22 protein-coding genes are annotated in these 22,110 nt (G+C 66.9%); 12 read left to right on the top strand and 10 right to left on the bottom strand.

The window, feature by feature from the left end; genetic code table 11:
• Nucleotides 1-11: 11 nt before the first annotated feature.
• Entirely contained in the window at nt 12-515 is a 504-nt protein-coding gene (bfr, locus tag JOZ00_RS08535) for a bacterioferritin (protein WP_293342446.1), read from the bottom strand.
• A gap of 259 nt (nt 516-774) precedes the next feature.
• Here bfr and JOZ00_RS08530 point away from each other — a divergent pair, with 259 nt between their 5' ends.
• A complete protein-coding gene (locus tag JOZ00_RS08530) occupies nt 775-969 on the top strand; it encodes a (2Fe-2S)-binding protein (RefSeq protein WP_293342443.1) in 195 nt (64 codons plus the stop codon).
• Here JOZ00_RS08530 and JOZ00_RS08525 read toward each other — a convergent pair.
• The 4 genes from JOZ00_RS08525 to JOZ00_RS08510 are packed head-to-tail and all read right to left on the bottom strand — an operon-like array spanning nt 966 to nt 3,853.
• Nucleotides 966-1,724: an enoyl-CoA hydratase-related protein gene (locus JOZ00_RS08525; RefSeq protein WP_293342440.1), complete on the bottom strand. Its 759-nt coding sequence runs from the start codon at nt 1,722-1,724 to the stop codon at nt 966-968. The genes JOZ00_RS08530 and JOZ00_RS08525 overlap by 4 nt on opposite strands.
• A gap of 28 nt (nt 1,725-1,752) precedes the next feature.
• Entirely contained in the window at nt 1,753-2,196 is a 444-nt protein-coding gene (locus JOZ00_RS08520; RefSeq protein ID WP_293342438.1) for a TIGR03618 family F420-dependent PPOX class oxidoreductase, read from the bottom strand.
• A 10-nt stretch (nt 2,197-2,206) separates the two neighbouring features.
• Nucleotides 2,207-2,908, bottom strand: a complete 702-nt coding sequence (locus JOZ00_RS08515) for an EthD domain-containing protein (protein WP_293342435.1) — start codon at nt 2,906-2,908, stop codon at nt 2,207-2,209.
• Between the two features lie 9 nt (nt 2,909-2,917).
• Nucleotides 2,918-3,853, bottom strand: coding sequence for a hydrogen peroxide-inducible genes activator (locus JOZ00_RS08510; RefSeq protein WP_293342432.1), 936 nt, complete (start codon nt 3,851-3,853; stop codon nt 2,918-2,920).
• A gap of 101 nt (nt 3,854-3,954) precedes the next feature.
• Between JOZ00_RS08510 and JOZ00_RS08505 the strand changes: the two genes are divergently transcribed.
• The 3 genes from JOZ00_RS08505 to JOZ00_RS08495 are packed head-to-tail and all read left to right on the top strand — an operon-like array spanning nt 3,955 to nt 6,450.
• Nucleotides 3,955-4,542, top strand: a complete 588-nt coding sequence (locus tag JOZ00_RS08505) for a peroxiredoxin (RefSeq protein WP_293342429.1) — start codon at nt 3,955-3,957, stop codon at nt 4,540-4,542.
• 39 nt (nt 4,543-4,581) lie between these two features.
• Nucleotides 4,582-5,118 (top strand): alkyl hydroperoxide reductase, encoded by a 537-nt coding sequence (locus tag JOZ00_RS08500; protein WP_293342426.1) that lies wholly within the window; start codon nt 4,582-4,584, stop codon nt 5,116-5,118.
• Between the two features lie 9 nt (nt 5,119-5,127).
• On the top strand, nt 5,128-6,450 hold the full coding sequence (locus JOZ00_RS08495) for an alpha-amylase family protein (protein ID WP_293342423.1): 1,323 nt from the start codon (nt 5,128-5,130) through the stop codon (nt 6,448-6,450).
• A gap of 50 nt (nt 6,451-6,500) precedes the next feature.
• Here the strand turns inward: JOZ00_RS08495 and JOZ00_RS08490 are convergent, their stop codons facing one another.
• A complete protein-coding gene (locus JOZ00_RS08490; protein ID WP_293342421.1) occupies nt 6,501-6,938 on the bottom strand; it encodes a DUF1810 domain-containing protein in 438 nt (145 codons plus the stop codon).
• An 18-nt stretch (nt 6,939-6,956) separates the two neighbouring features.
• Here JOZ00_RS08490 and JOZ00_RS08485 point away from each other — a divergent pair, with 18 nt between their 5' ends.
• The 7 genes from JOZ00_RS08485 to JOZ00_RS08455 all read left to right on the top strand — a co-directional run bounded on the left by JOZ00_RS08485 (nt 6,957) and on the right by JOZ00_RS08455 (nt 14,225).
• Nucleotides 6,957-8,219 (top strand): alpha-hydroxy acid oxidase, encoded by a 1,263-nt coding sequence (locus tag JOZ00_RS08485; protein ID WP_293342418.1) that lies wholly within the window; start codon nt 6,957-6,959, stop codon nt 8,217-8,219.
• Between the two features lie 162 nt (nt 8,220-8,381).
• Entirely contained in the window at nt 8,382-10,724 is a 2,343-nt protein-coding gene (lon, locus tag JOZ00_RS08480) for an endopeptidase La (RefSeq protein WP_293342415.1), read from the top strand.
• A 49-nt stretch (nt 10,725-10,773) separates the two neighbouring features.
• Entirely contained in the window at nt 10,774-11,163 is a 390-nt protein-coding gene (locus tag JOZ00_RS08475) for a nitroreductase family deazaflavin-dependent oxidoreductase (protein WP_293342412.1), read from the top strand.
• A 35-nt stretch (nt 11,164-11,198) separates the two neighbouring features.
• On the top strand, nt 11,199-11,531 hold the full coding sequence (locus tag JOZ00_RS08470) for a TfoX/Sxy family protein (protein WP_293342409.1): 333 nt from the start codon (nt 11,199-11,201) through the stop codon (nt 11,529-11,531).
• A gap of 39 nt (nt 11,532-11,570) precedes the next feature.
• Entirely contained in the window at nt 11,571-12,203 is a 633-nt protein-coding gene (locus tag JOZ00_RS08465) for an endonuclease (protein ID WP_293342406.1), read from the top strand.
• A 7-nt stretch (nt 12,204-12,210) separates the two neighbouring features.
• Nucleotides 12,211-12,936, top strand: coding sequence for a DUF72 domain-containing protein (locus JOZ00_RS08460; RefSeq protein WP_293342403.1), 726 nt, complete (start codon nt 12,211-12,213; stop codon nt 12,934-12,936).
• 47 nt (nt 12,937-12,983) lie between these two features.
• A complete protein-coding gene (locus tag JOZ00_RS08455) occupies nt 12,984-14,225 on the top strand; it encodes an FAD-dependent oxidoreductase (protein WP_293342400.1) in 1,242 nt (413 codons plus the stop codon).
• Here the strand turns inward: JOZ00_RS08455 and JOZ00_RS08450 are convergent.
• The 3 genes from JOZ00_RS08450 to JOZ00_RS08440 form a co-directional block, all read right to left on the bottom strand.
• Nucleotides 14,214-16,337: an NAD-dependent epimerase/dehydratase family protein gene (locus JOZ00_RS08450; RefSeq protein WP_293342397.1), complete on the bottom strand. Its 2,124-nt coding sequence runs from the start codon at nt 16,335-16,337 to the stop codon at nt 14,214-14,216. The two genes, JOZ00_RS08455 and JOZ00_RS08450, sit on opposite strands and share 12 nt — an antisense overlap.
• A 109-nt stretch (nt 16,338-16,446) precedes the next feature.
• Nucleotides 16,447-17,931, bottom strand: a complete 1,485-nt coding sequence (locus JOZ00_RS08445; RefSeq protein WP_293342394.1) for an acetyl-CoA acetyltransferase — start codon at nt 17,929-17,931, stop codon at nt 16,447-16,449.
• 63 nt (nt 17,932-17,994) lie between these two features.
• Nucleotides 17,995-20,397: a CoA transferase gene (locus JOZ00_RS08440; protein ID WP_293342391.1), complete on the bottom strand. Its 2,403-nt coding sequence runs from the start codon at nt 20,395-20,397 to the stop codon at nt 17,995-17,997.
• Between the two features lie 218 nt (nt 20,398-20,615).
• Here JOZ00_RS08440 and JOZ00_RS08435 point away from each other — a divergent pair, with 218 nt between their 5' ends.
• Nucleotides 20,616-21,536 carry an undecaprenyl-diphosphate phosphatase gene (locus JOZ00_RS08435; RefSeq protein ID WP_293342388.1) on the top strand — a complete coding sequence of 307 codons (921 nt, stop codon included), beginning with the start codon at nt 20,616-20,618 and terminating at the stop codon, nt 21,534-21,536.
• On the opposite strand, the gene JOZ00_RS08430 is transcribed toward JOZ00_RS08435, so the two are convergent.
• Nucleotides 21,533-22,033 (bottom strand): GNAT family N-acetyltransferase, encoded by a 501-nt coding sequence (locus JOZ00_RS08430; RefSeq protein ID WP_293342386.1) that lies wholly within the window; start codon nt 22,031-22,033, stop codon nt 21,533-21,535. The genes JOZ00_RS08435 and JOZ00_RS08430 overlap by 4 nt on opposite strands.
• Nucleotides 22,034-22,110: the final 77 nt, after the last annotated feature.

The raw sequence follows: 22,110 nt of genomic DNA, 5'->3' as shown, positions 1-22,110 counted from the left end.
CTCAGTCCCGCTCAGTCCCCTGAAGGCGCCGACTGGGAGCCCGGTGGCCGGGACACGCATTGCGCCGAGTAGAGCTCCACCCCGAGCTTGTCCATCAACTCCAGCTGCGTCTCGAGGTAGTCGATGTGGTTTTCCTCGTCGGCGATGATCTGCTCGAGCAGGAAGGCGCTGGTGCTGTCCTGCTTTTGGCGGCACATGATCACGCCGGGCTTGAGCCGCTCCATCACCTCGTACTCGATGGCGAGGTCGGCCTCGAACTGCTCGCGAATCGTCTGGCCGATGCGCAGCGAGAACAGCCGCTGGTAGTTCGGCAATCCGTCGAGCAACAGGATGCGGTCGGTGATCGCCTCGGCGTGTCGCATCTCGTCGAACGACTCCGCCCGGGTGTGCTCAGCTAACTCCGTGAAGCCCCAGTTGTCCTGCATCTTGGAGTGTAGAAAGTACTGGTTGATGGCGGTGAGCTCACTGGTCAACTGCTCGTTGAGCAGACGCAGAACATCGGGATCACCTTGCATGGTCACTCCTTTTGGATGTGCAGGCTGTCATGTCGGCTCATCGCAGGTGCGCTGGGCTGTTGTACACCGTGCTCGTCCGTAGCAGCGACTTTGCCACGCCCGTTTCGAATGTTCCAGCAAGGTTTGGCTGTGCTCAGTGTGTCGCGTGCGCAAGTTGGGGTATGCATACTTAGGTTAGACTCCACTAATCGACTTAGGTTAGACTCATCTAATTATGAGGCTCACGCGGACGATCACCTGCCTGCCGGAGAAGTGCTGAATGTACGTGTGCCTGTGCGTAGGGGCGACCACCCACACGGTGTGCGAGGTGGTTGCGCAGGGTGCGTCCACCTCCAAGGAGATCGCCGCCGCATGCGGGGCCGGTGGTGACTGCGGGCGCTGCCGTCGCACGCTGCGGGCGATCCTCGCCGCATCAAAGGAAGAGGCGCGCGAACCCGCCCCCTCGATCGGTTAGCTTCGGCGTCCTTGGCTGAAATCGGCCAGCGCGTCGGCGTTGGCCTGGCCGCCCATCAGTTCGGCGAAATGGGCGTTCTCTCGCGCGGTCGCCGCGGCGATCCCCGGACGGACAGGGTCGACCATCGTGTGCTTGACCGCCATCAGACTCGAAATCGGCCGCGAGGCAAGGACTTCGGCGTGACGACGGGCTTCGGGTAGCAATTCGTCGGGCTCGCACACCCGCCAGACCAAACCCATCCGCAGGGCTTCGGCGGCGTCGATCCACTCCGAGGACATCAACAGCCAGGCTGCGTTCTGCCGACCGACCAGTTGCGGCAGCAGATACGACGAGGCCGCTTCCGGTGCTACGCCCAGACTGGTGAACGGACACTTCAGGCGGGCGGTCGACGACATGAACGCCAGGTCGGCGTACCCGAGGATGGTAGTCCCGATGCCCACGCCGACGCCGTTGACCGCGCAGATCAACGGTTTCGGGAAGGCGCCCAGCGCTTCGATCATTCCGGGGAAGCCGTGCTTGCCCGGGGTGAAATCCGGGTCGGTGATCCGCGCCTGCATCTCGCCGAGATCGGTGCCCGCGCTGAAACCACGACCGGTCCCGGTCAGCAACACGACCGCGACGTCCGGATCGTCGGCGGCGGCCAGCAGTGCCTCGGCGGTGGCGTCGTAGAGCGCCTCGTTGAACGCGTTGAGCGCTTCGGGCCGGTTCAGGGTGAGGGTGCGCACCCGGTTCTCGTCGTTGATCTGCAGCATCACGGCTGCAGCCTAACTCGTGGGTGCCGGCTCAGCCGTTGCTGTAGACGCGGGTGGGCGCGATCAACACCACGGCGCGCCGCTCACGGGCCATCACCCGGTCGTACTCGTCCCAGTCGTCGTGGCTGCGGCCCGCCGCGGTGAACACCTCGCGCAGCAGCAGTCGCAACCGGTCGTCGTCGGCCAGCCAGGGCTGTGTGTCGTCCGGGCCGACGAGCTCCGCCCGGCCTTCGGCGGTCGCCCATTGCCAGCCGTTGCGGAACGTGACGGCGAGTTGGGGCCGCTCGCGCAGGTTGGCGAGTTTGACCTTGCCGTAGGTGGTGAAACCCAGAACCGGTTCGCCGGAGTCCGGGTGCGGCAACTTGCCGACGTTGACCAGCGAAGCCTGCACCGTCCCGTCGGCGCGGACGGTGGACACTACTGCCAGACCGCTTTCCGTCGCGGCCAATGCGACGGCGTCGTCCAGTGTTGTCATGTTGAGTTCCTCAGTCGTTGAACGGTGTTTTCATGACGTAACGACTGGTGGGCACGGTGTCGATGTTCTCATTAGCGCCGAATGCCGCCGTGCTGGCGACCATCCGGCCCAACCGGTCCTGCAGGTCGTTGTCGTCGGCAGCTCCAAAAAATGCCTTGAGGTCGGTAATCGCTTCCGGTGGGAACAACTCCTCGACGATGCCGTCGATTCCCGGGCCTTCGGGAGTGAGGGTGCGTACCACCCAATTCTGGGTGTAGCCGAAGATCGACTGCGTTTCGATCGCGACGGAGGTGTGGTCGCGCTGCCACCGGTCTAGCCAGCTGGCCTGGTCCAGGCCGGGTGGCCGGCGTAGCAGCGCGATGTTCGCCAAACCCGTTGTGCGCGAACTCGGTTCGTTAGTGGGCGGACGCAGTGGCACCGATTCGGTTACCAGGTAGGCGCCGAGCTGCTGACACTCCTGGGCAAGCAGTTCGAGCGCCGCGGTCATCTGCTCGCCGTAGCACTGCTGGGTCCACATGCTCACCACCGCGGCGACCGGAGGATCCAAAGTCGTGAGCGTCATCAACGAGTGGCGCACCGCGCCGTCGCGGACATTGACGGACAACCCCTGCACGCCCAGCCCCAGCAGCTTGTCGGCCACGGGCCCTCGCTGGCGTGCGCACCACTCGTCATCCGCGTCGGGCCGCATCAGCACCGCGATCACCTTCTCCATAGGCAGAACCTACTTGACCAGCCGGACCTCATGGGAGTTGCTGATCAAGGCGCCGATGGTCGCGGCCAGGCGGCGGTAGGACTCGTCGCGGCCGCTCGAAGAGCGGAAAACCAAACCGATTCGGCGTCCCGGGCGAGGCGCGGCGAACTGCGCGAGCCCCAGGCGGCTGCGTACCGCCTCGACCGGCACCGCGCTCTGCGGTATCAGCGTCACCCCCAGGCCGCCGGTCACGCACTGGACCGCGGTCGCCAGCGAGGCCGCCCGGGTGTTGGCCAAATCCGCTCGCACGCCCGCCTTGTGGCACACGTCGAGTGCCTGATCCCGTAGGCAATGGCCTTCGTCGAGCAACAGCAGCGGCAGGTCGGCGAGCGCCGTCGTCGGCACCCGCCGTTTGTCCGACAGCGGATGGCCCGGCGGTAGCGCGAGCACGAAATCCTCGTCGTAGATTCCGATCTCGGTGACCCCGGCCGTGTCGGCGGGCAGGGCGATCAGCGCCGCGTCCAGCGAGCCTTCCCGCAGGACCGTTAGCAGCCGTTCGGTTTGGTCCTCGATCACCCGCACCGTCAGCTCGGGCAGTTCCTCGGCGAGCCCCGCCAAGATGGTCGGCAGCACGTAAGGAGCCACGGTCGGAATCAATCCCAGGCGGATGTCCGTCCGCAGCGGGTCGGATGACCCGGCGGCTGCCGCGCTGAACGCGTCGGCGGCGTCGATGACGGCTTGGGCGCGCGGCAGGAGTTCCGTCCCCGCCGCCGTCAAGAAGACACGCCGCGTCGACCGCTCGATGAGCTGGGTGCCCAGGCCGGTCTCCAGCGCCGCCAGCGCCTGCGACAGCGTCGACTGGCTCACACCGAGAGTGGTTGCAGCGCTGCTGAATTGACGCTTCTCGGCGACCGCGACAAACGCGCGGAGCCCGGCGATAGTGGGCTGATAACTCTTATCGGTCATGCCTATAACTCTAGTGGGATATATCACCTTTACTTCAATCAGGGTACGCGGCAATATGGGGAACGAAAGCTAATCTTGAGTAAATCCAAAAAAGGAGCGATATGCCTCTGCTGACCATCGGCGACCAGTTCCCTGCCTACGAGCTCACCGCGTTGATCGCCGGCGATCTGTCCAAGGTCGATGCCAAGCAGCCCGGCGACTACTTCAGCACGGTCACCAGCGAGGACCACGAGGGCAAGTGGCGCGTTGTCTTCTTCTGGCCCAAGGACTTCACCTTCGTCTGCCCGACCGAGATCGCGACGTTCGGCAAGCTGAACGACGAGTTCGAGGACCGCGACGCACAGGTGCTCGGCGTTTCCATCGACAGCGAATTCGTGCACTTCAACTGGCGCGCGCAGCACGAGGACCTCAAGAAGCTCCCCTTCCCGATGCTTTCGGACATCAAGCGGGAGCTCAGTCTGGCCACCGGCGTTCTGAACGCCGATGGTGTGGCCGACCGGGCGACCTTCCTGGTCGATCCCAACAACGAGATCCAATTCGTCTCCGTCACAGCGGGATCCGTGGGCCGCAACGTGGAGGAAGTGCTGCGGGTCCTGGACGCACTGCAATCGGACGAGCTGTGCGCCTGCAACTGGCGCAAGGGCGACCCGACGCTGGATGCCGCCGAATTGCTCAAGGCCTCAGCCTGATTCTCGGGCCGTAGGCACGCAGGCCCTTTAGGAGGCGAGATGACCATAGAGAATCTGAAAGAAGCACTGCCCGAGTACGCGAAGGACCTGAAGCTCAACCTCGGTTCGATCGCGCGTAGCACCGAGCTCAACGAGGAGCAGCTCTGGGGCACCCTGTTGGCCAGCGCCGCCGCGACGCGGAACACGCAGGTGCTGGCCGAGATCGGTGCCGAGGCGGCCGACATCCTGTCGGCCGAGGCCTACCAGGCGGCACTGGGGGCGGCATCGATCATGGCCATGAACAACGTGTTCTACCGTGGCCGCGGCTTCCTCGAGGGCAAGTACGACGACCTGCGTGCGGGATTGCGGATGAACATCATCGCCAATCCCGGCGTGGACAAGGTCAACTTCGAACTGTGGTGCTTTGCGGTGTCGTCGATCAACGGGTGCCCGGACTGCGTGACCGCCCACGAGCACACGCTGCGTGAAGCGGGTGTGGGTCGAGAGGCCATCCAGGAGTCGCTGAAGGCCGCCGCGATCGTTGCCGGCGTGGCACAAGCCATCGTCGCCGCCGAGACGCTGACAGCCGTTGGCTAACGTGGTGGTGTGACGGCCCCAGCCTGGACAGAACACGCGATCTGGTGGCAGGTCTATCCCCTCGGGTTTGTGGGCGCATTTCCCGAATCGTCGGGGCCGTCGTCCGAGCCGCCGCAGCCGGGTGAACACCGGCTGCGGCGGCTCGTCGGCTGGTTGGACCATGCCATCGAACTGGGCGCCTCGGGAATTGCGCTGGGGCCGATCTTCGACTCGCGCACACACGGATACGACACCACCGACCATTACCGCATCGATCCCCGCCTCGGTGACGACGACGACTTCGACCACCTGGTGGCCGAGGCGCATCGCCGCGGCCTACGGGTGCTGCTGGACGGCGTGTTCAACCACGTCGGCGAGGATTTTTCGCGTTACCGCGAGGCGTCCGACGACGACTCGGCCGCCCGCTGGTTTCGTGGCCGGCCTGGCCGCTTTCACACGTTCGAGGGCCATTCCGGGCTGATCACCCTCAACCACGACAATCCCGAAGTGGTCGACTACACCGTGGACGTGATGGCGCACTGGCTTGGGCGCGGCGCCGACGGCTGGCGCCTTGACGCTGCTTACGCTGTGCCAGAACACTTCTGGGCTGGTGTGCTGCCCCGGGTGCGGGAGCGGTTCCCGGATGCCTGGTTCGTCGGGGAGCTCATCCACGGTGACTACGGCGCGGTGGTGAAGGCCGCCACCTTCGACTCGGCGACCCAGTACGAGTTGTGGAAGGCCATGTGGAGCAGCCTGAACGACGGCAACTTCTTCGAGCTGGACTGGGCGATGCAGCGGCACAACGAGTTTCTGGCCGACTTCGCTCCCCTGACCTTTGTTGGCAATCACGACGTGACCCGCCTCGCAAGCCAGCTGGAAAACCCCAAGCACGTCGCGCACGCGCTGGTGATCCTGCTGACCATCGGCGGCGTGCCCAGCGTGTACGCCGGCGACGAGCTCGGTTTTCGGGGCGTCAAGGAAGAGCGGTTCGGCGGTGATGACGCGGTGCGTCCCGAATTCGGCACTCCCCCACTGCAATTGGATTCCTTCGGGGCCGACGTCTGGGCGCTGCACCAGTACCTGATCGGACTTCGTCGTCGCCATTCTTGGCTGCACGCGGCGTCGACCACCGCATTGAAGCTGGACAATCGGCACTACGTCTATCAGACCCGCAACGGCGACAACGCTCTGCTGGTTGTGCTCAACCTCGACGACGCGCCCTTGCGAGTGGTGCTGTCGGAGGTGGGCGCGACGCGGGCGCAGGTCGTCGGCGGGTCGGCGGCCCCGCCGCCGGAGGTCGTCGACAGCGTCACCGTCGAGGCGCAGGGCTGGCGGATCCTGAGCCCGGTTTAGGGCGATCGCGAGCGCGGCGTAGCCGGGCGAAGCGGGTCGCCCCATCGGGACTAGGTACTTGGCAACCGCTGCAACGTCTGCTCGTCCTGGCGACCGTCGTAGAACTTATCGAGCAGGGCGACGAAGTCCTGATTGTCGTCGGTGGCGTGGGCGAACAGCGTCATAGACGAGCACAGCTTGAGGTCGTCCGGCGACCCGAAGATCTGGCTTACCGATCGTCCCTGCACCTTGTTGACCAGCCGGGTGCACTCGCGCAACCGCGGCCCGAGCACGGGATGGCGCAGATACGCGTCGGCCTCCTCGAGCGAGGAGATGCCATAACGGGCCGCCATCGCGCTGCCGCCCAGGCCGCGCAACTGCGGGAAGACGAACCACATCCAGTGACTGCGCTTTCGTCCGTCGCGCAGCTCGGCCACGACGTCGCGGTACACCGGCTCTTGCGCCGTCACGAACCGCTCGAGATCGAAGGGGTCTGCTGCCGAGTCCATATGACTACGGTTGCACATATGGAATTCAAAAGACGGGAGGCCATCCACCGCCGAGTGCCCAAAGTGCGGGAGCTCGCCCCGCTGATTCAGTTCAAACGCCCCGAGTTCAACGCGACCAAGCGGCGGCTCGACGCCGCCTTCACCATTGAGGATCTGCGGCGCATCGCCAAACGGCGCACTCCCAAGGCTGCGTTCGATTACACCGACGGCGCCGCCGAGGACGAGCTGTCCATCCGTCGCGCTCGACAAGCATTCCGCGACATCGAATTTCATCCGACGATCCTGCGCGACGTCACCAACGTGACCGCCGGCTGGAACGTGCTGGGCCAACCGGTCGTGTTGCCGTTCGGCATCGCGCCCACCGGGTTTACCCGGCTGATGCACACCGAGGGCGAGATCGCCGGCGCGCGGGCGGCGGCGAAGGCCGGGATTCCCTTCTCGCTGTCCACGCTGGGCACCTGCGCGATCGAAGACCTGGCGAGTGCCGTCCCGCAGGCGCGAAAGTGGTTTCAGCTCTACATGTGGCGCGATCGCGAGCGGTCGATGGCCTTGGTGCAGCGCGCGGCAGACGCCGGCTTCGACACCCTGCTGGCCACCGTCGACGTTCCGGTCTCGGGCGTGCGGTTGCGCGACAACCGCAACGGTATGACGATCCCGCCGACGCTGACGTTGCGCACCATCCTGGACGCGGTGCCGCATCCGAAATGGTGGTTCGACCTGCTCACCACCGAGCCGCTGGCGTTCGCGTCACTCGATCGCTGGCCCGGGACCGTCGCGGAGTATCTGACCACCATGTTCGACCCCAGCCTGACGTTCGACGATCTGGAATGGATCAAGGCCCAGTGGCCGGGCAAGCTCGTGGTCAAGGGAATCCAGACGCTGGACGACGCCCGCGCTGTCGTCGACCGCGGCGTCGACGGCATCGTGTTGTCGAATCATGGTGGACGCCAGCTGGATCGGGCCCCGGTGCCTTTCCACCTGCTGCCCACCGTCAGCCGCGAGCTGGGCAATCACACCGAAATCCTGGTCGACACCGGCATCATGTCGGGCGCAGACATCGTGGCGGCGATCGCGCTCGGCGCGCGGTTCACGCTCGTCGGCCGGGCCTACCTCTACGGGCTGATGGCCGGCGGCGAGGCGGGTGTGTCCCGCGCGATCGAGATCCTGTCGGAAGGGGTGATCCGCACCATGCGGCTGCTCGGCGTCACCTGTCTCGAGGAGCTCTCCCCCCAGCATGTGACGCAGCTGCGGCGCCTGGGACCTGTCGTGCCGCCAGCGTGAAGCTGCCGTCACGTTCGCCGCCGAACGTGACGCTGGCGTCACGCTCGTGGCGGAGAAGCCCCCGAAATGCAGCTGGCCGCACATTCGGCCGGAAGCGAACTCCGGGAACAAACCGCGGCCGGGCTGGGTTAAGCGCATCAGACTCAACTTTTGGAGGATTTGATGGCTGAAGCCAATTCGGTGCCGGTGTTGTTTGTCACTGACACCATCGTGTTGCCCGGAATGGTGGTGCCGATCGCGCTGGACGACGCCGCCCGAGCGGCGATCGACGCTGCTCAGGCTAGTGAATCGGGGCAGCTGCTGATCGCTCCCCGACTCGAGGACCGGTATCCGTCGCACGGTGTGATCGCCAAAATTCTGCAGGTGGGACGGATCGCCGGCGGGGGTACCGCGGCCGTTGTTCGCGGTGAGCGCAGGGCACAGATCGGCGCGGGAGCGTCGGGCCCCGGCGCCGCGCTGTGGGTCGAGGTGACCGAAGTCCCCGAGACGGAGAACACGGATGAAATCAAGACCCTGGTCGCGGAGTACAAGAAGCTGCTGCTCGCCATGCTGCAACGGCGTGAGGCCTGGGAGATCATCGATTACGTCAACCGGCTCACCGATCCGTCGGCGCTGGCGGACACGTCGGGTTACGCGTCCTACCTGACCAACGCGCAGAAGCGGCAACTGCTGGAGACCGTGGACGTCGCCGAGCGGTTGCGGGTGTTGATCGACTGGACCGGCGAGCACCTGGCCGAGGTCGAGGTGAACGACAAGATCGCCGAGGACGTCCGCGACGGCATGGAGAAGACGCAGAAGGAGTTCCTGCTGCGTCAACAGCTGGCCGCGATCCGCAAGGAACTGGGCGAGGGCGAACCCGACGGGTCCGATGACTACCGGGCTCGCGTCGAGGCGGCCGAACTGCCCGAGAAGGTGCGCGAGGCCGCGCTGCGCGAGGTCGGCAAGCTGGAACGCTCCAGCGACCAGAGCCCGGAGAGCGGCTGGATTCGCACCTGGCTGGACACCGTGCTCGACCTGCCGTGGAGCGTCAAAACCGAGGACTCGACGGATCTGAAGGCAGCGCGCGGCATCCTGGACGCCGACCACCACGGGCTGGACGACGTCAAGGACCGCATCGTCGAATACCTGGCGGTGCGATCCCGTCGCGCCGAGCGTGGGCTGCAGGTCGTCGGCGGCCGCGGCTCCGGCGCGGTGATGGTGCTGGCGGGTCCCCCCGGCGTCGGCAAGACGTCGCTGGGCGAGAGCGTGGCACGGGCGTTGGGCCGCAAGTTCGTCCGCGTCGCCCTGGGTGGCGTGCGCGACGAGGCCGAGATCCGTGGGCACCGTCGTACCTATGTGGGGGCGCTGCCCGGCCGGATCGTGCGTGCGATCGGTGAGGCGGGATCGATGAATCCCGTTGTGCTGCTGGACGAAATCGACAAGGTCGGTTCCGACTACCGCGGCGACCCGAGCGCGGCCCTGCTCGAGGTGCTCGACCCCGCGCAGAACCACACGTTCCGCGACCACTACCTGGATCTGGACCTGGACCTGTCGGACGTGGTGTTCCTGGCCACCGCCAACGTGATCGAGAACATCCCGTCGGCCCTGTTGGACCGCATGGAGTTGGTGCAGATCGACGGCTACACCGAGGACGACAAGGTCGCCATCGCGCGTGACTACCTACTGCCTCGGCAGCGGGATCGGGCGGCGCTGACCGAGGGCGAAGTCGCCGTCACCGATGCCGCGCTGCGCAAGATCGCGGCCGACTACACCCGTGAGCCGGGCGTGCGGCAGTTCGAACGGCTGCTGGCCAAGGCGCTGCGCAAGGCGACCACCAAGCTGGCCGCCAAATTGGAAGGGGACCCCGCGTCGCTGACCATCGACGAGCCGGATCTGGTTGCCTACCTGGGCCGTCCGCGGTTCATGCCGGAATCGGCCGAACGCACGGCGGTGCCGGGTGTGGCCACCGGCCTGGCCGTTACCGGACTGGGTGGCGACGTGCTCTACATCGAAGCCGGGGCGACCGACGGTGAGCCTGGTCTGCAGTTGACGGGCCAGTTGGGCGACGTGATGAAGGAGTCGGCGCAGATCGCGCTGTCCTACGTGCGCTCGCACGCCGCCGAATTGGGTGTGGATCCCAAGGCGCTGGACCGCCGGATCCACGTGCACGTGCCCGCGGGCGCGGTGCCCAAGGACGGCCCGTCCGCCGGTGTCACGATGGTGACCGCGTTGGTGTCGATGGCCACCGGACGGCAGGTCCGCTCCGACGTCGGCATGACCGGTGAGGTCACGCTGAATGGACGGGTGTTGCCGATCGGTGGGGTGAAGCAAAAACTGCTCGCCGCCCAACGCGCAGGCCTGTCAACGGTTTTCATTCCGCAACGGAATGAAGCGGATCTGGATGAAGTGCCGGCCGAGGTGCTCGACGCGCTTGACGTCAAGCCCATGATCGACGTCGCCGAAATCGTCGCGCAGGCGCTGGAACCGGCTGAAAGTTCTGGGGCCACTGCCACCGCAGCGGCCTGATGACAACGCCGAGCGTGACCCGGGATTGTCCCCGGCGTCACGCTCGGCGTTGAATATTGCCGTGAGCCTGAAACGACGAGTAGTGCACAGAGTTCAACGGTTGGTGGTCAACCCGGTCGGCCGGCAACTGCCCATGACCATGCTCGAGACGACTGGTCGCAAGAGCGGGCTGCCTCGGCACACCGCGGTGGGCGGGCGCGTCGTGGACAACCAGTTCTGGATGGTCGCCGAGCACGGCGAACACTCCGACTACGTCCGCAACATCAAGGCCAACCCCGCCGTTCGGGTGCGCCTGGGCGGCAAATGGCGCAAGGGCACCGCTCACCTGCTGCCCGACGATGACGCGGTGCAGCGGCTGGGTAATTTGCCGCGACTCAACAGCGCGATGGTGCGCCTGATGGGCAGCGACCTGCTGACCGTCCGGGTCGATCTGGACTGACGCGGTTTGTCGGACGCCGGCGTTAAGGTCTGCGCATGGGCTACGACCAAGATCTGGCCTACCGGATCCGCGAACTCCTCGCCTCCCAGCGAGGCGTCGAGGAAAAGCGTATGTTCGGCGGCCTCGCGTTCCTGATCAACGGCAACATGTCGGTGGCCGTCAGCGGGCAGGGCGGTCTGATGGTGCGGGTGCCCCCGGACGCGACCGACAAGCTGCTGCAGCGTGCCCACGTCACCCCCATGGTGATGGCCGGCCGGGAGACCCGCGGCTGGCTGCGCGTCGACACCGACGGCGTGCAAACCAAACGCCAGCTGCAGAGTTGGGTGACTCGCGGGGTCGGCTACGCGCGCGACCTGCCTCCGAAATAGCGCGGTTTGCCTCCGGACAGTGGGGGTACGTGATGGCGTATGGCCAAGCCGCAACTGGTCCGACGACTGCTCGACGTGGCGGGCACCACTTATGCGGACGAGGCTCGAATCAAAATCAGTGACAAGCCGATGCCACTGTTTCAGCTTCTTGTCCTTTGCATGCTCGCCAGCAAGCCCATCGACGCGAGCATCGCGATGGCCGCCGCTCGCGAGCTGTTCAAGGCCGGTTTGCGCACGCCCAAAGCCGTATTGGCGTCGGATCGCCAAACCATGATCCGCGCGTTCGGTCGGGCGCATTACGTGCGCTACGACGAAAGCTCGGCCACCCGGCTCACCGACATGGCAGAACGCGTTCGCGACGACTACGCCGGCGATCTGCGCGAATTGGTGAACGGCACGGGCCAGGACGTCGCGGCGGTGAAGCGAAAGCTCAAGAAGTTCAAGGGAATCGGCGATACCGGCGCCGACATCTTTCTGCGCGAAGTCCAAGACGTCTGGCCGTGGGTGCGTCCGTACTTCGACGACCGCACCACCCGCACCGCCAAGCGGCTGGGATTGCCCGCCAAACCGGACAAGCTGGGCGCCCTCGCGCCGCGCGCCAACGCGCGGCTGGCCGCCGCCCTCGTCAGGGTATCGCTGGACGACGAGGTGCGCCGCCGGGTGACCGAGTGATCGGGCGGTGACCGTACGAGTCGGAACCTCCGGGTGGTCGTACAACCACTGGGTTGGCGTGCTGTATCCGCCGGGAACGCCGTCGGCGCGCCGGCTCAGCCGCTACATCCAGGTGTTCGACACGGTCGAACTCAACGCCAGTTTCTATCGCTGGCCGAAGGATTCGACGTTTACCGGCTGGCGCGAACAGCTGCCGGCCGGCTTCACCATGACGGTGAAGGCGCACCGTGGATTGACGCACTATCGGCGGCTGGCCTCACCCGAGCCCTGGATCGAACGGTTCGAGCGCTGTTGGCAGCTGCTCGGCGATCGCCACGGCGTGCTGCTTGTTCAGGTGCATCCCGAGCAGCGGCGCGATGACGAGCGCCTCGATTCCTTCCTGGAACGCATGCCCGCGTCCATTCGGGTTGCCGTCGAATTGCGGCACCCGTCGTGGAACGACCCCGCCGTGTATGAGTTGCTGGAACGCCGTCGCGCCGCGTACGTGGTGATGAGCGGTGCCGGATTGGCGTGTGTGCCGAGAGCCACCACGGATTTCGTCTACATCCGGATGCACGGTCCAGATGAGCAGGAGATCTATTCCGGTTCGTATTCGGACGCCGAATTGCAGCGCTGGGCCAACCGGATCGCGAAGTGGGACGCCGACGGGAAGGACGTGTGGATGTACTTCAACAACGACCTGGGCGGCCACGCGGTCCGCAATGCGCTCACACTGCGCGATCTTTTGCGTTAGGCCGTCGCGAGTACGCTGAAAATGTCGACAGAACGGAGCCCCACATCATGGCCAGCTCACCCACTTTTGTCATCGTCGGCGGCGGACTCGCCGGCGCCAAAGCTGTAGAAGCACTGCGCGACAACGGCTTTGACGGGCACCTCACTCTGTTGGCTTCCGAAGAGCACCTCCCCTACGAGCGACCCCCGCTGTCCAAAGAATTTCTGGCCGGCAAGAAATCTCTCAACGATTGCACCGTGCACAACTCCGACTGGTACTGCGACAACCACGTCGACTTGCGGCTCGGCTTCCGAGCGTCGTCCCTGGACGCCGCCCGGCACACGGTCGTCCTGCACGACGACACCGTCGTCGGGTACGACAAGCTGCTGCTGGCCACCGGGTCCTCGTCGCGGCGCCCGCCCATCCCCGGATCGGATGCCGACGGGGTCCATTACCTCCGCACGTACGAGGACGCGGTTGCGTTGAATTCCTTTCTGAGCGAAGGGTCTTCGCTGGCGGTCGTCGGCGCCGGATGGATCGGTCTCGAGGTGACCGCGAGCGCTCGTGAGCGCGCGGTCGAGGTGACCGTCGTCGAAGCGGCAAAACAACCGCTGGTGGCCGCGCTCGGTGAAGAAGTCGGCGAAGTGTTCGTCGACCTGCATCGCGATCACGGCGTGGACCTGCGCCTCGAGGCGCAGGTGGAGGAGATCACGACGGCCGGCGGGCGGGCCGGCGGGCTGAAGTTGCGCGACGGATCGACGGTCGCCGCCGACGCGGTGCTGGTGGCCGTGGGCGCTCAGCCGAATCTTGACCTCGCCGAACAGGCCGGGCTGTCGATGGGCGACGGCGGGGTGCTGGTCGACGCGTCGCTGCGGTCCAGCGATCCCGACATCTACGCCGTGGGCGACATCGCCGCCGCCGAACATCCGCTGTTCGGCACCCGCATCCGCACCGAGCACTGGGCGAACGCGCTCAAGCAACCCGCCGTGGCGGCGGCTGGAATGCTCGGAACGCCAGGCCAATACACCGAGCTGCCGTACTTCTTCACCGATCAGTACGACCTCGGCATGGAGTACGTCGGACACGCGCCCAGCTTTGAGCGGGTGGTGTTTCGCGGCGACGTCGCCGGGCGTGAGTTCGTTGCGTTCTGGCTGGACGGTGACAGCAAGGTGCTGGCCGGTATGAACGTCAATGTCTGGGACGTGCTTGACGACGTCAAGGCCTTGATTCGGTCGAAGGCTGCGGTCGATGCCGGCAAACTCGCCGATCCGCAGGCGCCGCTGGCCGACCTGTTGAGCTCAGCCGGCTGAGCCGTCGGGGCCCGGATCGACCGGAGTCCACTTCCCGTCGATGACGTCGGGCGGGCGTTGGGCCTGCAAGCGGTCCCGTTCGGCACGACGGCGCTTGATCCGCAGCCGTGCGTCGGCCGGCATCGTGATCAGTTCATCGCAGGTCAGGTAATACACGTCATCGACCGCGTCGATCAGGTCGGCGCTGACGCGCCGAGATCCAAGTTCGCGCAACGTCATCCGAAATTCATGAGTGAACCGCATCGTGGTGTCGTGGGCCAGCTCTCGTGAATCGTGGGCGCTGGCCCTCATTCGCGCAGGCAGCGACGCCGGTGGTTCGGTTGGCGCCGCGGCGGTCTCGGCGGCCGCCTCCGCAGCCGCCATCAACAACATCGCCGGGTCGTCGAAGAAAGTCACGCTGGCCAACTCACCTTCCCCCGGCCCGCGGTGTCCGATCCGGTCAAGAGCGGCATCCACGGCCGCGGCGGTGGGCGGAGACAACGCACGAATGCTGGCGAGGTTTCCGTCCCGCGCCAGCGAACGCAGTGGCGGGTCATCGCGCAACATCGATGCCAGCTCGGTGACCGCCGTTGCAACGTAGCCGCTTTCCATGATCGCGCCGACCCCGGCCACCCGGTTCCCCACCTTGCCGCGCTCGAACGCCGCCGTGGTGACACCCGTGTCGATCAACCACTGCGCGTTCAGGATCCAGCCTTGATGGATGCGATCACGCAGGAGCCGCAGTCGAACCTCCAGGCCGGCATCGGGCACTCCCGCCAGTTCGGCCGGTCCGAGATGTTCGGCTTCCGCGGCGGCGATGTAGGCCCGCGTATCGGACTTCAGGTGACGCAGCAGGCCCAACGAGCGGCCGGCGACGACGGCTTTGGCGAACAGGCCCAGCGCGCCGCCCGTGAACGGCGGTTCTCCGAATGGCAGAGGGTCGCCGATGTGGGGCTGGCCCACGAGGTTGTTCCGGACGACGGCTTCCTCATCCCAGCCGGGTAGCTGTGTGGCGCCGACGATGTTGACCGACACCCCGACGTAGGGGCGATGACCGAACACCGCGATCGCCCTGTTCCCCCATTCCTCGTCAACCGCGCCGCCCACGGCGAGCACCTGGCCAAGCACCCGATTCGCGGTGCGCAGCCCGCTCAACTGGACGTCCAGCGTGATCGGGGTCAACGGGCCGGGCAGCGCCTCGGTGAGGCCGGTCGCGCTGAACACCGGGAAGCGTGGATCGACTCGGTCGTCGAACTCCCCTTCCATGCCGTCCGGCGCGGCGCTGTGCACCTGAGCGGACGGACGGGGACGCGGCAGGACCTCCACCGGGAGCGCAAGCTGGCTGCCATGGCTGGTGGCTCCGGCGGCTTCCGGACGGCGGCCCACCAGTCCTCGCGCGGTGTCGGTGACCGCCTCGAGGGCCTGCCAGCCGAACTCGAACATCCAATCTTCTTGTGCGGCAGCGATATCCATCTCGGGAATGAGCTCCGACCAGCCGCGCACCCGATGCAGCCGGGAGCGCGGGTCGGCGGCGCGCAGCAGCCGCCACGCGGTCACCACGTTGACGGTGTCCGGGGTGGCGAGGTCCACGACCCCCGCGCGGTCGGTGTTCAGCGAATGCACCAGGAAGCGCACCAGGTCGTCGAGGTGCAGCACGCGCATGGGCTGTGCCGAGACCTTGGTTCGCAGCAGGGTGGCCACGGTCCGGCACACCATCCAGTCGAGCTGACGGCCGACGGGCGGGGCGATTCGGACGACCAGGCTCGGTCCCCAACTCGTCGCGACCAACTCCTCGGCGGGCCGATACAGGTCGGGCCGCCCCGCGGCGTGGGACACGAAGAGCAACCGCGCGCCGGCACGGGCTGCCGCGTCCGTCACGTGCGCGACCCCTTCGATGTCGGCGCTGCCCGGCGCGCTGGGGTCGATGGGAGCCAGGTGGATCACCACATCGGCGGCGTCGGCGAGCTCGCCCACCACCGGATCGCGCAGTGACGCGCAAACGAATTCGACATTGCTGTCCAAGCAAGGGTGCGGCAGTTCAGCAACGCCGCTGACCGAGTGCCCAGCGGCAATCAGCTGCGCCGTAACCAGGCGCCCCAGTGCGCCGGTGGCGTCGGTAACCAGGATCTGCACCTGGGCTCACCTCCCCCGACCTCAACCTAAACAATAGGCAAGTCGGTATGACCCGCGCGAGCGTCACTGCTCCTGCGTGGCAGTGACCTGGTGTGATGTTCCCGACCGCTCACTGCAGCGCCGCGGTGCCGTCGATGGCGACGGCAACCTTGGCGCCAGCTATATCTTCCCGCACCGACGCCTGCGCCGCGGCGCTATCGGCGATTACGGCCAAGGTGCGCGACCCATCGGGCGTGCGTACGGCCAGGAACACCCGTTCCGGCGCTCCTTCGCGGTCGAACGGAGTCGTCCAGGTCTCGATAGTGCCGACGCCTTCCCAGTTCACCAGGCAATCTCTGGTGGGTTCCCGGTCGACGGCCGTTTGCACATCCTCCCAGCGAAATTCTGCCGGCGGTTCGGTGCTGTAGACGCCGAAGCTGTGCTTGGTCAGGTAGCCGCCATTGGCGGTGATCAGGCCGCGCCGCCCGGGATTCGCAATCAGCGAATCCGCCATAGTCGCAATCGAATGCATGACGTAGTTGCTCCACGGGCCGCCCGCGAACGTCAATCCGCCGGTGACGGTCAGCGGGCGGGCGGGATCGTCGACGGCCAGGCCCAGTTCGGCGGCCGCCACCTGGACGGCTGACGGGAAGCACGAGTACAGGTCCACGTAGTCGAGGTCATCGACGCCCAAACCGGCCAGTTCGAGGGCCCGTGCGCCGGCTATCCGGATGGCCGGAGAGCGGTGCAACTCGGCACGCTCGGCGATCGAGGGCGTGTCGTGCGCATCGGTGCCCGCATGTGGATACACCCAACGTTCGGCGGGAATCCCCAGCCGAGTGGCCTGCTCGACCGAGGCCAGCACCAGCGCCGCCCCCTGATCGACCATGTTGTTGGAGTTCATCAACTTGGTGTAGGGCCAACTGATCATCCGGTTCGCAGGCCCGGGTGTGCAGATCTCGTCCGCGGTGGCCGGCTTGCGGATCCAGGCGTGCGGATTGTCGACGGCGACGGCGTTGAACCGCGACCACAGCTCGCCGATCCGCTTGCGGTGCTGCTCAATCGATTCGCCGTTCGCGATCCGAAGCGCCTGCTCGAACAGCGGATACACGTAAGCCGGCCGGTCCAGCTGAATCCTGATCTCCGCTTCGCCTGCCATCGGGACGTCATCGCCGGAAACCTCGGCCATCGGGACGGAGTCGTCCTGAACCGTCCACGTGAGTTTGCTGGCCTTGGCACGCAAACCCCTTCTGGTGCGCCAGGTTTCGGCGCCGGCCAGCAGCACTACGCCGGCCCGGCCCTGCTGGATGTCGAGGCAGGCCTGGTTGACCAGCGATTGCGGCACATTGCCACCAACGGGGCTGTACAAGGTCGTGAAGTCAGCGGCACCGATCCGCTCACCCAGCAACAGCCCCGGGTCCCGGTACTGCGCGGACAGGATGTTCACCACCCTGATGGAGTCCACGGCCTCGATCACGCGGGAATCGGCGGCTTTTCGCGCCGCGGCTGCCATCAGGTCCATCGGCTCGACGGACCGCGTTTCCGGGTCGATCTCGTCGCGATGGTTGACCTGGCCGTAGCCGATCAGCACCGGCGTCCTGGGGTCGACAGTCATAACGGTGAATTTAGCGTGGCTATAGAACCCCGCGGGTCCGCGGGCCGGAATGCGCCGGTCGGCCTAGGCCGGCTTGAAAAGAACGCCGTCGTTGACGAGCTGCTCGATCTCGCCGGCGCCCATGCCCAGCAGCCCCCGGCAGATCTCGACGGTGTCCTGGCCCGGCACGGGCGCCGGGCGCCGCGGGGCCGGCGGGATGTGCCGGAACGGCGCCGGACCGGTCTCGGCCGGCAGCGGGCGATCGATGAGTGGATGCGTCATGTCGGAGTACAGCTTTCGGTCGATCAGCTGCGGGTCCTCCAACAAGTCGGGCGGGCGCTGCATCGGGCCTGCCGCGACCCCGGACGACTGGAGCAGTTGAGCGGCCCGCACGGGGGTCAGTGTCCGGGTCCAGACCGACACCATTTCCATCAACTCGCCCCGATTGGCCAGCCGCGCTTCCCCGGTGGCGAAGCGCGGATCGTCGGCCCATTGGGGGTGATGGAAAACACCTGCGGCGCAACGCCATTCGTCGTCCGATTCGATCGAGATGACGCACCACTCGTCGTCGCCCGCGCACGGGCAGACGATGTGCAGGCTGGTGTCTTCGGAGATTCTGGGGATGCCTGCCTCGAGTGCGGCCTGGGTGACGTACAAGGTATCGAGTTGGTTGACCACGGTCTCGGCCTGCGAGATGTGGATGTGGGCGCCGCTGCCGCCCGCCCGGTTGCGGTGGATCAGCGCGGCCAGCGCCGCGATGGCGGTGATCCGCCCCACCACATGGTCGGGAAAGATCGTCGTCGCGTCATAGAAGGCATGCCGCGCGGTGCCGTCCTGGCTTTCCGGCTCGTCGGCCGTCCAGAGCCGGGTGACCCCGGTCGCGGCGCGCACCAACGGGCCGTAGCCCAACCGGTCGCTCCACGGGCCGCTGTCGCCGTACGCGCTGCTCTCGGCGAGCACGATCCGCGAGTTGATGGCGCGCAGCTTCTCGTATGGAAACCCAAGCGCGGTAAGCGTTCCCGGCTTGAAGTTGGCAAAGACGGCGTCGGACTCGGCGACCAGCCGGGTGAAGATGTCCTTGCCCTTGTCGCTGCGCAGATCCAGGCCCAAAGCCAGATTGTTGCGATGCGTCCAGGCGAACGACTCGCTCATGGCGTCGCCGGCGCGGGCCTGCCGCAACCCGTCCGGGAAGTCGGCGCTTTCGACTTTGATGATCTCGGCGCCGAGGTCGCCGAACAGCCGACTCAACTCGCCGCCGGCGACGATGATGCCCAGATCCAGAATCCGCAGCCCGGCGAACGGATGCTCGCCGAGGCGCCCGGTCGGCGACGACGCGACCGCTGGATTGCCGTGCCAGCCCGGTCCGTCCTGCCCCAGGGCCGGCGCCGGTGTGCGAAAGCCCGAGTGCTGCTCGTCGACGACGAAATAGCCGCTCGGTACCCGGGTGCGCACCCCGGGAACGAGCTCGACGTCGGTGATCGCGCCGACCGCCTCGAAGTGTTCGGAGCCCAGGATCTGCGACGGCGTCAGCACCGCGGCGATCGGCACGCCGTGGGCCTGCCCGGCGCGCACCAGTTCCTTCATGGTTTGTCCGGTGAACAGCGCCTCGATCAGGCGGCTGATCTCCGGCCACGCGGCGAAGCGCTCACCGATCGCGTCATATTTCGGGTCCTGGAATTCCTCGGGCTCCCCCAGCCATTGCCGCAGACCGCGCCATTGCCGTGGCGCCATGACGCACAGCCGCACGTAGCCGTCCTGGCACGGGTAGATCGGGTAGGCGTCCTGGTTCTTCGGGCGCCCGCGCCACTGCCCGGTGCGGCGGATGCCGGCAGCGACCTGCCCGTGCGCGCCGAATGCCGGGTCGAGCGCCATGACGACGGCGTCGAACCTCGAGAAGTCGATGTAACCGCCTGTGCCACAACGCAATCGGTTGTAATATGCCGCCAGCGCGGCCCACGCCGCCTGGGCGGCCGCCGTCGCCGATGCGATGCCCTCCGGCGGCAACACCGGTGTGCCGGTCGTCGGGCCGGATCGCGACAGGGCGCCGCACATCGCGTAGAACACCGCGTCGGTGGCCCGCCACAGTGAGCGCGGACCCGCGGCGCCGAAGTCGGAGATCGACAGCACCACCAGGTGCTGATACTGCGCGGCCAACTCCTCGGCCGACGTGCCGAACGTGGCGGCTTCTCCATAATGGCCGTCGTCGACGACGATGTCGGCTGCCGAGGCGAGGTCGAGGAACGCGGTGTGGTCGTCTTCGTCGTAGGGGTCCAGCACAACGCTGCGTTTGTTGGCGTTGTGCAGCGCGAACGGGATGCTGCTCCCGGCAAGCATCGGCGGCTGTTCGCGACCCGGGCTCCCCACTGGCGGTTCCACCTTGAGCACGTCGGCGCCCAGGTCCGCGAACAGGCGGGTCACCTGGTCGCCGGAACCGCTCGACAAGTCGAGGACGCGCACGGCGTCGAGCAACTTGTCGGGCATCTGCACACCGTAACCGACTGTTCAGGTCGGTGCGCGGCGGCGTCGGGGCCATTTGCCCGGCCGCCGACCAGCCAAAACACCAGTCAGGCAATCCGATTCGGTGCACCGGTCTTCCGGACCGCTCGAATCGGTTGGGCACCCGCGCGAGGATTGCGTCGGCTATCGTCACAGGCCGATCCGAGAAGCCGTAGCTGCCGGGACCAAACCGATGGAGGCACCGATACATGAGCGCGCACTTGAGCTACGTCGAGGCCGTGGTCGTCGGCGCGTTTCAGGGCGTCACCGAGTTGTTCCCGGTGTCCAGCCTCGGGCACTCGGTGCTGGTGCCTGCGCTGATCGGCGGCCAATGGGGACAAGACCTGAACGTTTCGGCGCCCGAGTCGCCCTATCTTGCGTTCATCGTCGGGCTGCACGTGGCGACGGCGGCCGCCCTGCTGGTCTTCTTCTGGCGTGACTGGCTGCGCGTCCTGGCCGGATTTGTCTCGTCGGCCCGATACCGCCGCATCCAGACTCCCGACGAGCGACTGGCCTGGCTGCTCGTCGCCGCCACCATCCCGGTGGGTCTGGCGGGGCTGGCGTTGGAACAGCTGTTTCGCACCACGCTCGGCAAGCCGATCCCGGCAGCCGCCTTCCTGCTCCTCAACGGCATCGTCCTATACGCGGGCGAGGTGTTGCGGCGTCGCGTTGCGCCTGCGCCCGCGCACGACCAGGAATCCCCCGACGAACAGCCCGAACACGGCGGAGAGGCCGTGGATCGACGGCTCTCCCAACTGCCCCTCGGGCGTGGTGTGCTGATCGGCGCCGCCCAGATCCTCGCCCTGCTGCCCGGGATCAGCCGCTCGGGCATCACCATCGTGGCCGGTCTGTGGCGCGGCCTCTCGCACGAAGACGCGGCGCGCTTCTCCTTCCTGCTCGCGACGCCGATCATTCTGGCCGCGGGGGTGTACAAGATTCCCGAGCTGTTCGGGCCCCTCGGCGCCGGCATCCAGGGCCAGGTGCTGGCGGGCAGCATCGCCTCGTTCGTCGCCGCCTACTTCGCCGTGCGCTTCCTGACGGCGTACTTCGAAACCCGCACACTCACACCGTTCGCGATCTACTGCGCCCTGGCCGGCGGCGCAAGCCTGGTGTGGCTCACCGTCCGCTAAACCCGCGCGAGGCGGTAGCGCAGCTGCTCCACCGGCGAGGCGCCGAACGTGGCGATGCGGCGCGCCCCGTCGAACCGCCATCCGTCGCGTTCGTAGAAGCGCTGAGCCGCAACGTTTCCGTCCAGCACCCACAGCAGGGCCCCCGCCACGCCCACGCCGCGTAGCCGTTCGCGCGCGGCCGTCATGAGGGCACGCCCGACTCCGGTCCGCAGGTAGGCGGGGTCGACGTAGATCGCCATCAGCTCGCCGAAATTCGGCAAGGGACTCAGGCCCGTGGTCACCATGCCGCAGATGGTGGAATCGTCGACCGCGACCAAGGTGGACGGCAGCCGCAGCCCCACGCGCCCGAACGTGTACCGCGAGGCCACCGCGCCGGCATCGAGATCGTCGAGATACTGCTGGTCGACCAGCCCCCGGTATGTCGCGCGCCACGACCGGACGTGCACACGCGCCACCGCGTCGGCGTCCGCCGGCACCGCCGCCCGCACCTCGGTCATGGTTGCAGTATCGGTTGTTGCGCAGCGTGAGTTCGAGTGCTGTGCTTACTCCGGTTGCCTAGTTGACACCCGTCAAG

It is taken from the genome of Mycobacterium sp. (genome assembly GCF_019243155.1).
Taxonomy (GTDB): Bacteria; Actinomycetota; Actinomycetes; order Mycobacteriales; family Mycobacteriaceae; genus Mycobacterium.
Note: the sequence above shows the minus strand (reverse complement) of the source record. Positions and strands in the feature narration are given on the sequence as shown.

Coding starts and splice junctions, on each gene's coding strand:
- JOZ00_RS08510 (WP_293342432.1), bottom strand. CDS start 3,853: ATGACCGATAAGAGTTATCAGCCCACTATCGCCGGGCTCCGCGCGTTT.
- JOZ00_RS08490 (WP_293342421.1), bottom strand. CDS start 6,938: ATGGACTCGGCAGCAGACCCCTTCGATCTCGAGCGGTTCGTGACGGCG.
- JOZ00_RS08430 (WP_293342386.1), bottom strand. CDS start 22,033: ATGACCGAGGTGCGGGCGGCGGTGCCGGCGGACGCCGACGCGGTGGCG.
- JOZ00_RS08445 (WP_293342394.1), bottom strand. CDS start 17,931: ATGACTGTCGACCCCAGGACGCCGGTGCTGATCGGCTACGGCCAGGTC.
- JOZ00_RS08520 (WP_293342438.1), bottom strand. CDS start 2,196: ATGACAACACTGGACGACGCCGTCGCATTGGCCGCGACGGAAAGCGGT.
- JOZ00_RS08435 (WP_293342388.1), top strand. CDS start 20,616: ATGAGCGCGCACTTGAGCTACGTCGAGGCCGTGGTCGTCGGCGCGTTT.
- JOZ00_RS08515 (WP_293342435.1), bottom strand. CDS start 2,908: ATGGAGAAGGTGATCGCGGTGCTGATGCGGCCCGACGCGGATGACGAG.
- JOZ00_RS08505 (WP_293342429.1), top strand. CDS start 3,955: ATGCCTCTGCTGACCATCGGCGACCAGTTCCCTGCCTACGAGCTCACC.
- JOZ00_RS08455 (WP_293342400.1), top strand. CDS start 12,984: ATGGCCAGCTCACCCACTTTTGTCATCGTCGGCGGCGGACTCGCCGGC.
- JOZ00_RS08500 (WP_293342426.1), top strand. CDS start 4,582: ATGACCATAGAGAATCTGAAAGAAGCACTGCCCGAGTACGCGAAGGAC.
- JOZ00_RS08470 (WP_293342409.1), top strand. CDS start 11,199: ATGGGCTACGACCAAGATCTGGCCTACCGGATCCGCGAACTCCTCGCC.
- JOZ00_RS08485 (WP_293342418.1), top strand. CDS start 6,957: ATGGAATTCAAAAGACGGGAGGCCATCCACCGCCGAGTGCCCAAAGTG.
- bfr (WP_293342446.1), bottom strand. CDS start 515: ATGCAAGGTGATCCCGATGTTCTGCGTCTGCTCAACGAGCAGTTGACC.
- lon (WP_293342415.1), top strand. CDS start 8,382: ATGGCTGAAGCCAATTCGGTGCCGGTGTTGTTTGTCACTGACACCATC.
- JOZ00_RS08465 (WP_293342406.1), top strand. CDS start 11,571: ATGGCCAAGCCGCAACTGGTCCGACGACTGCTCGACGTGGCGGGCACC.
- JOZ00_RS08530 (WP_293342443.1), top strand. CDS start 775: ATGTACGTGTGCCTGTGCGTAGGGGCGACCACCCACACGGTGTGCGAG.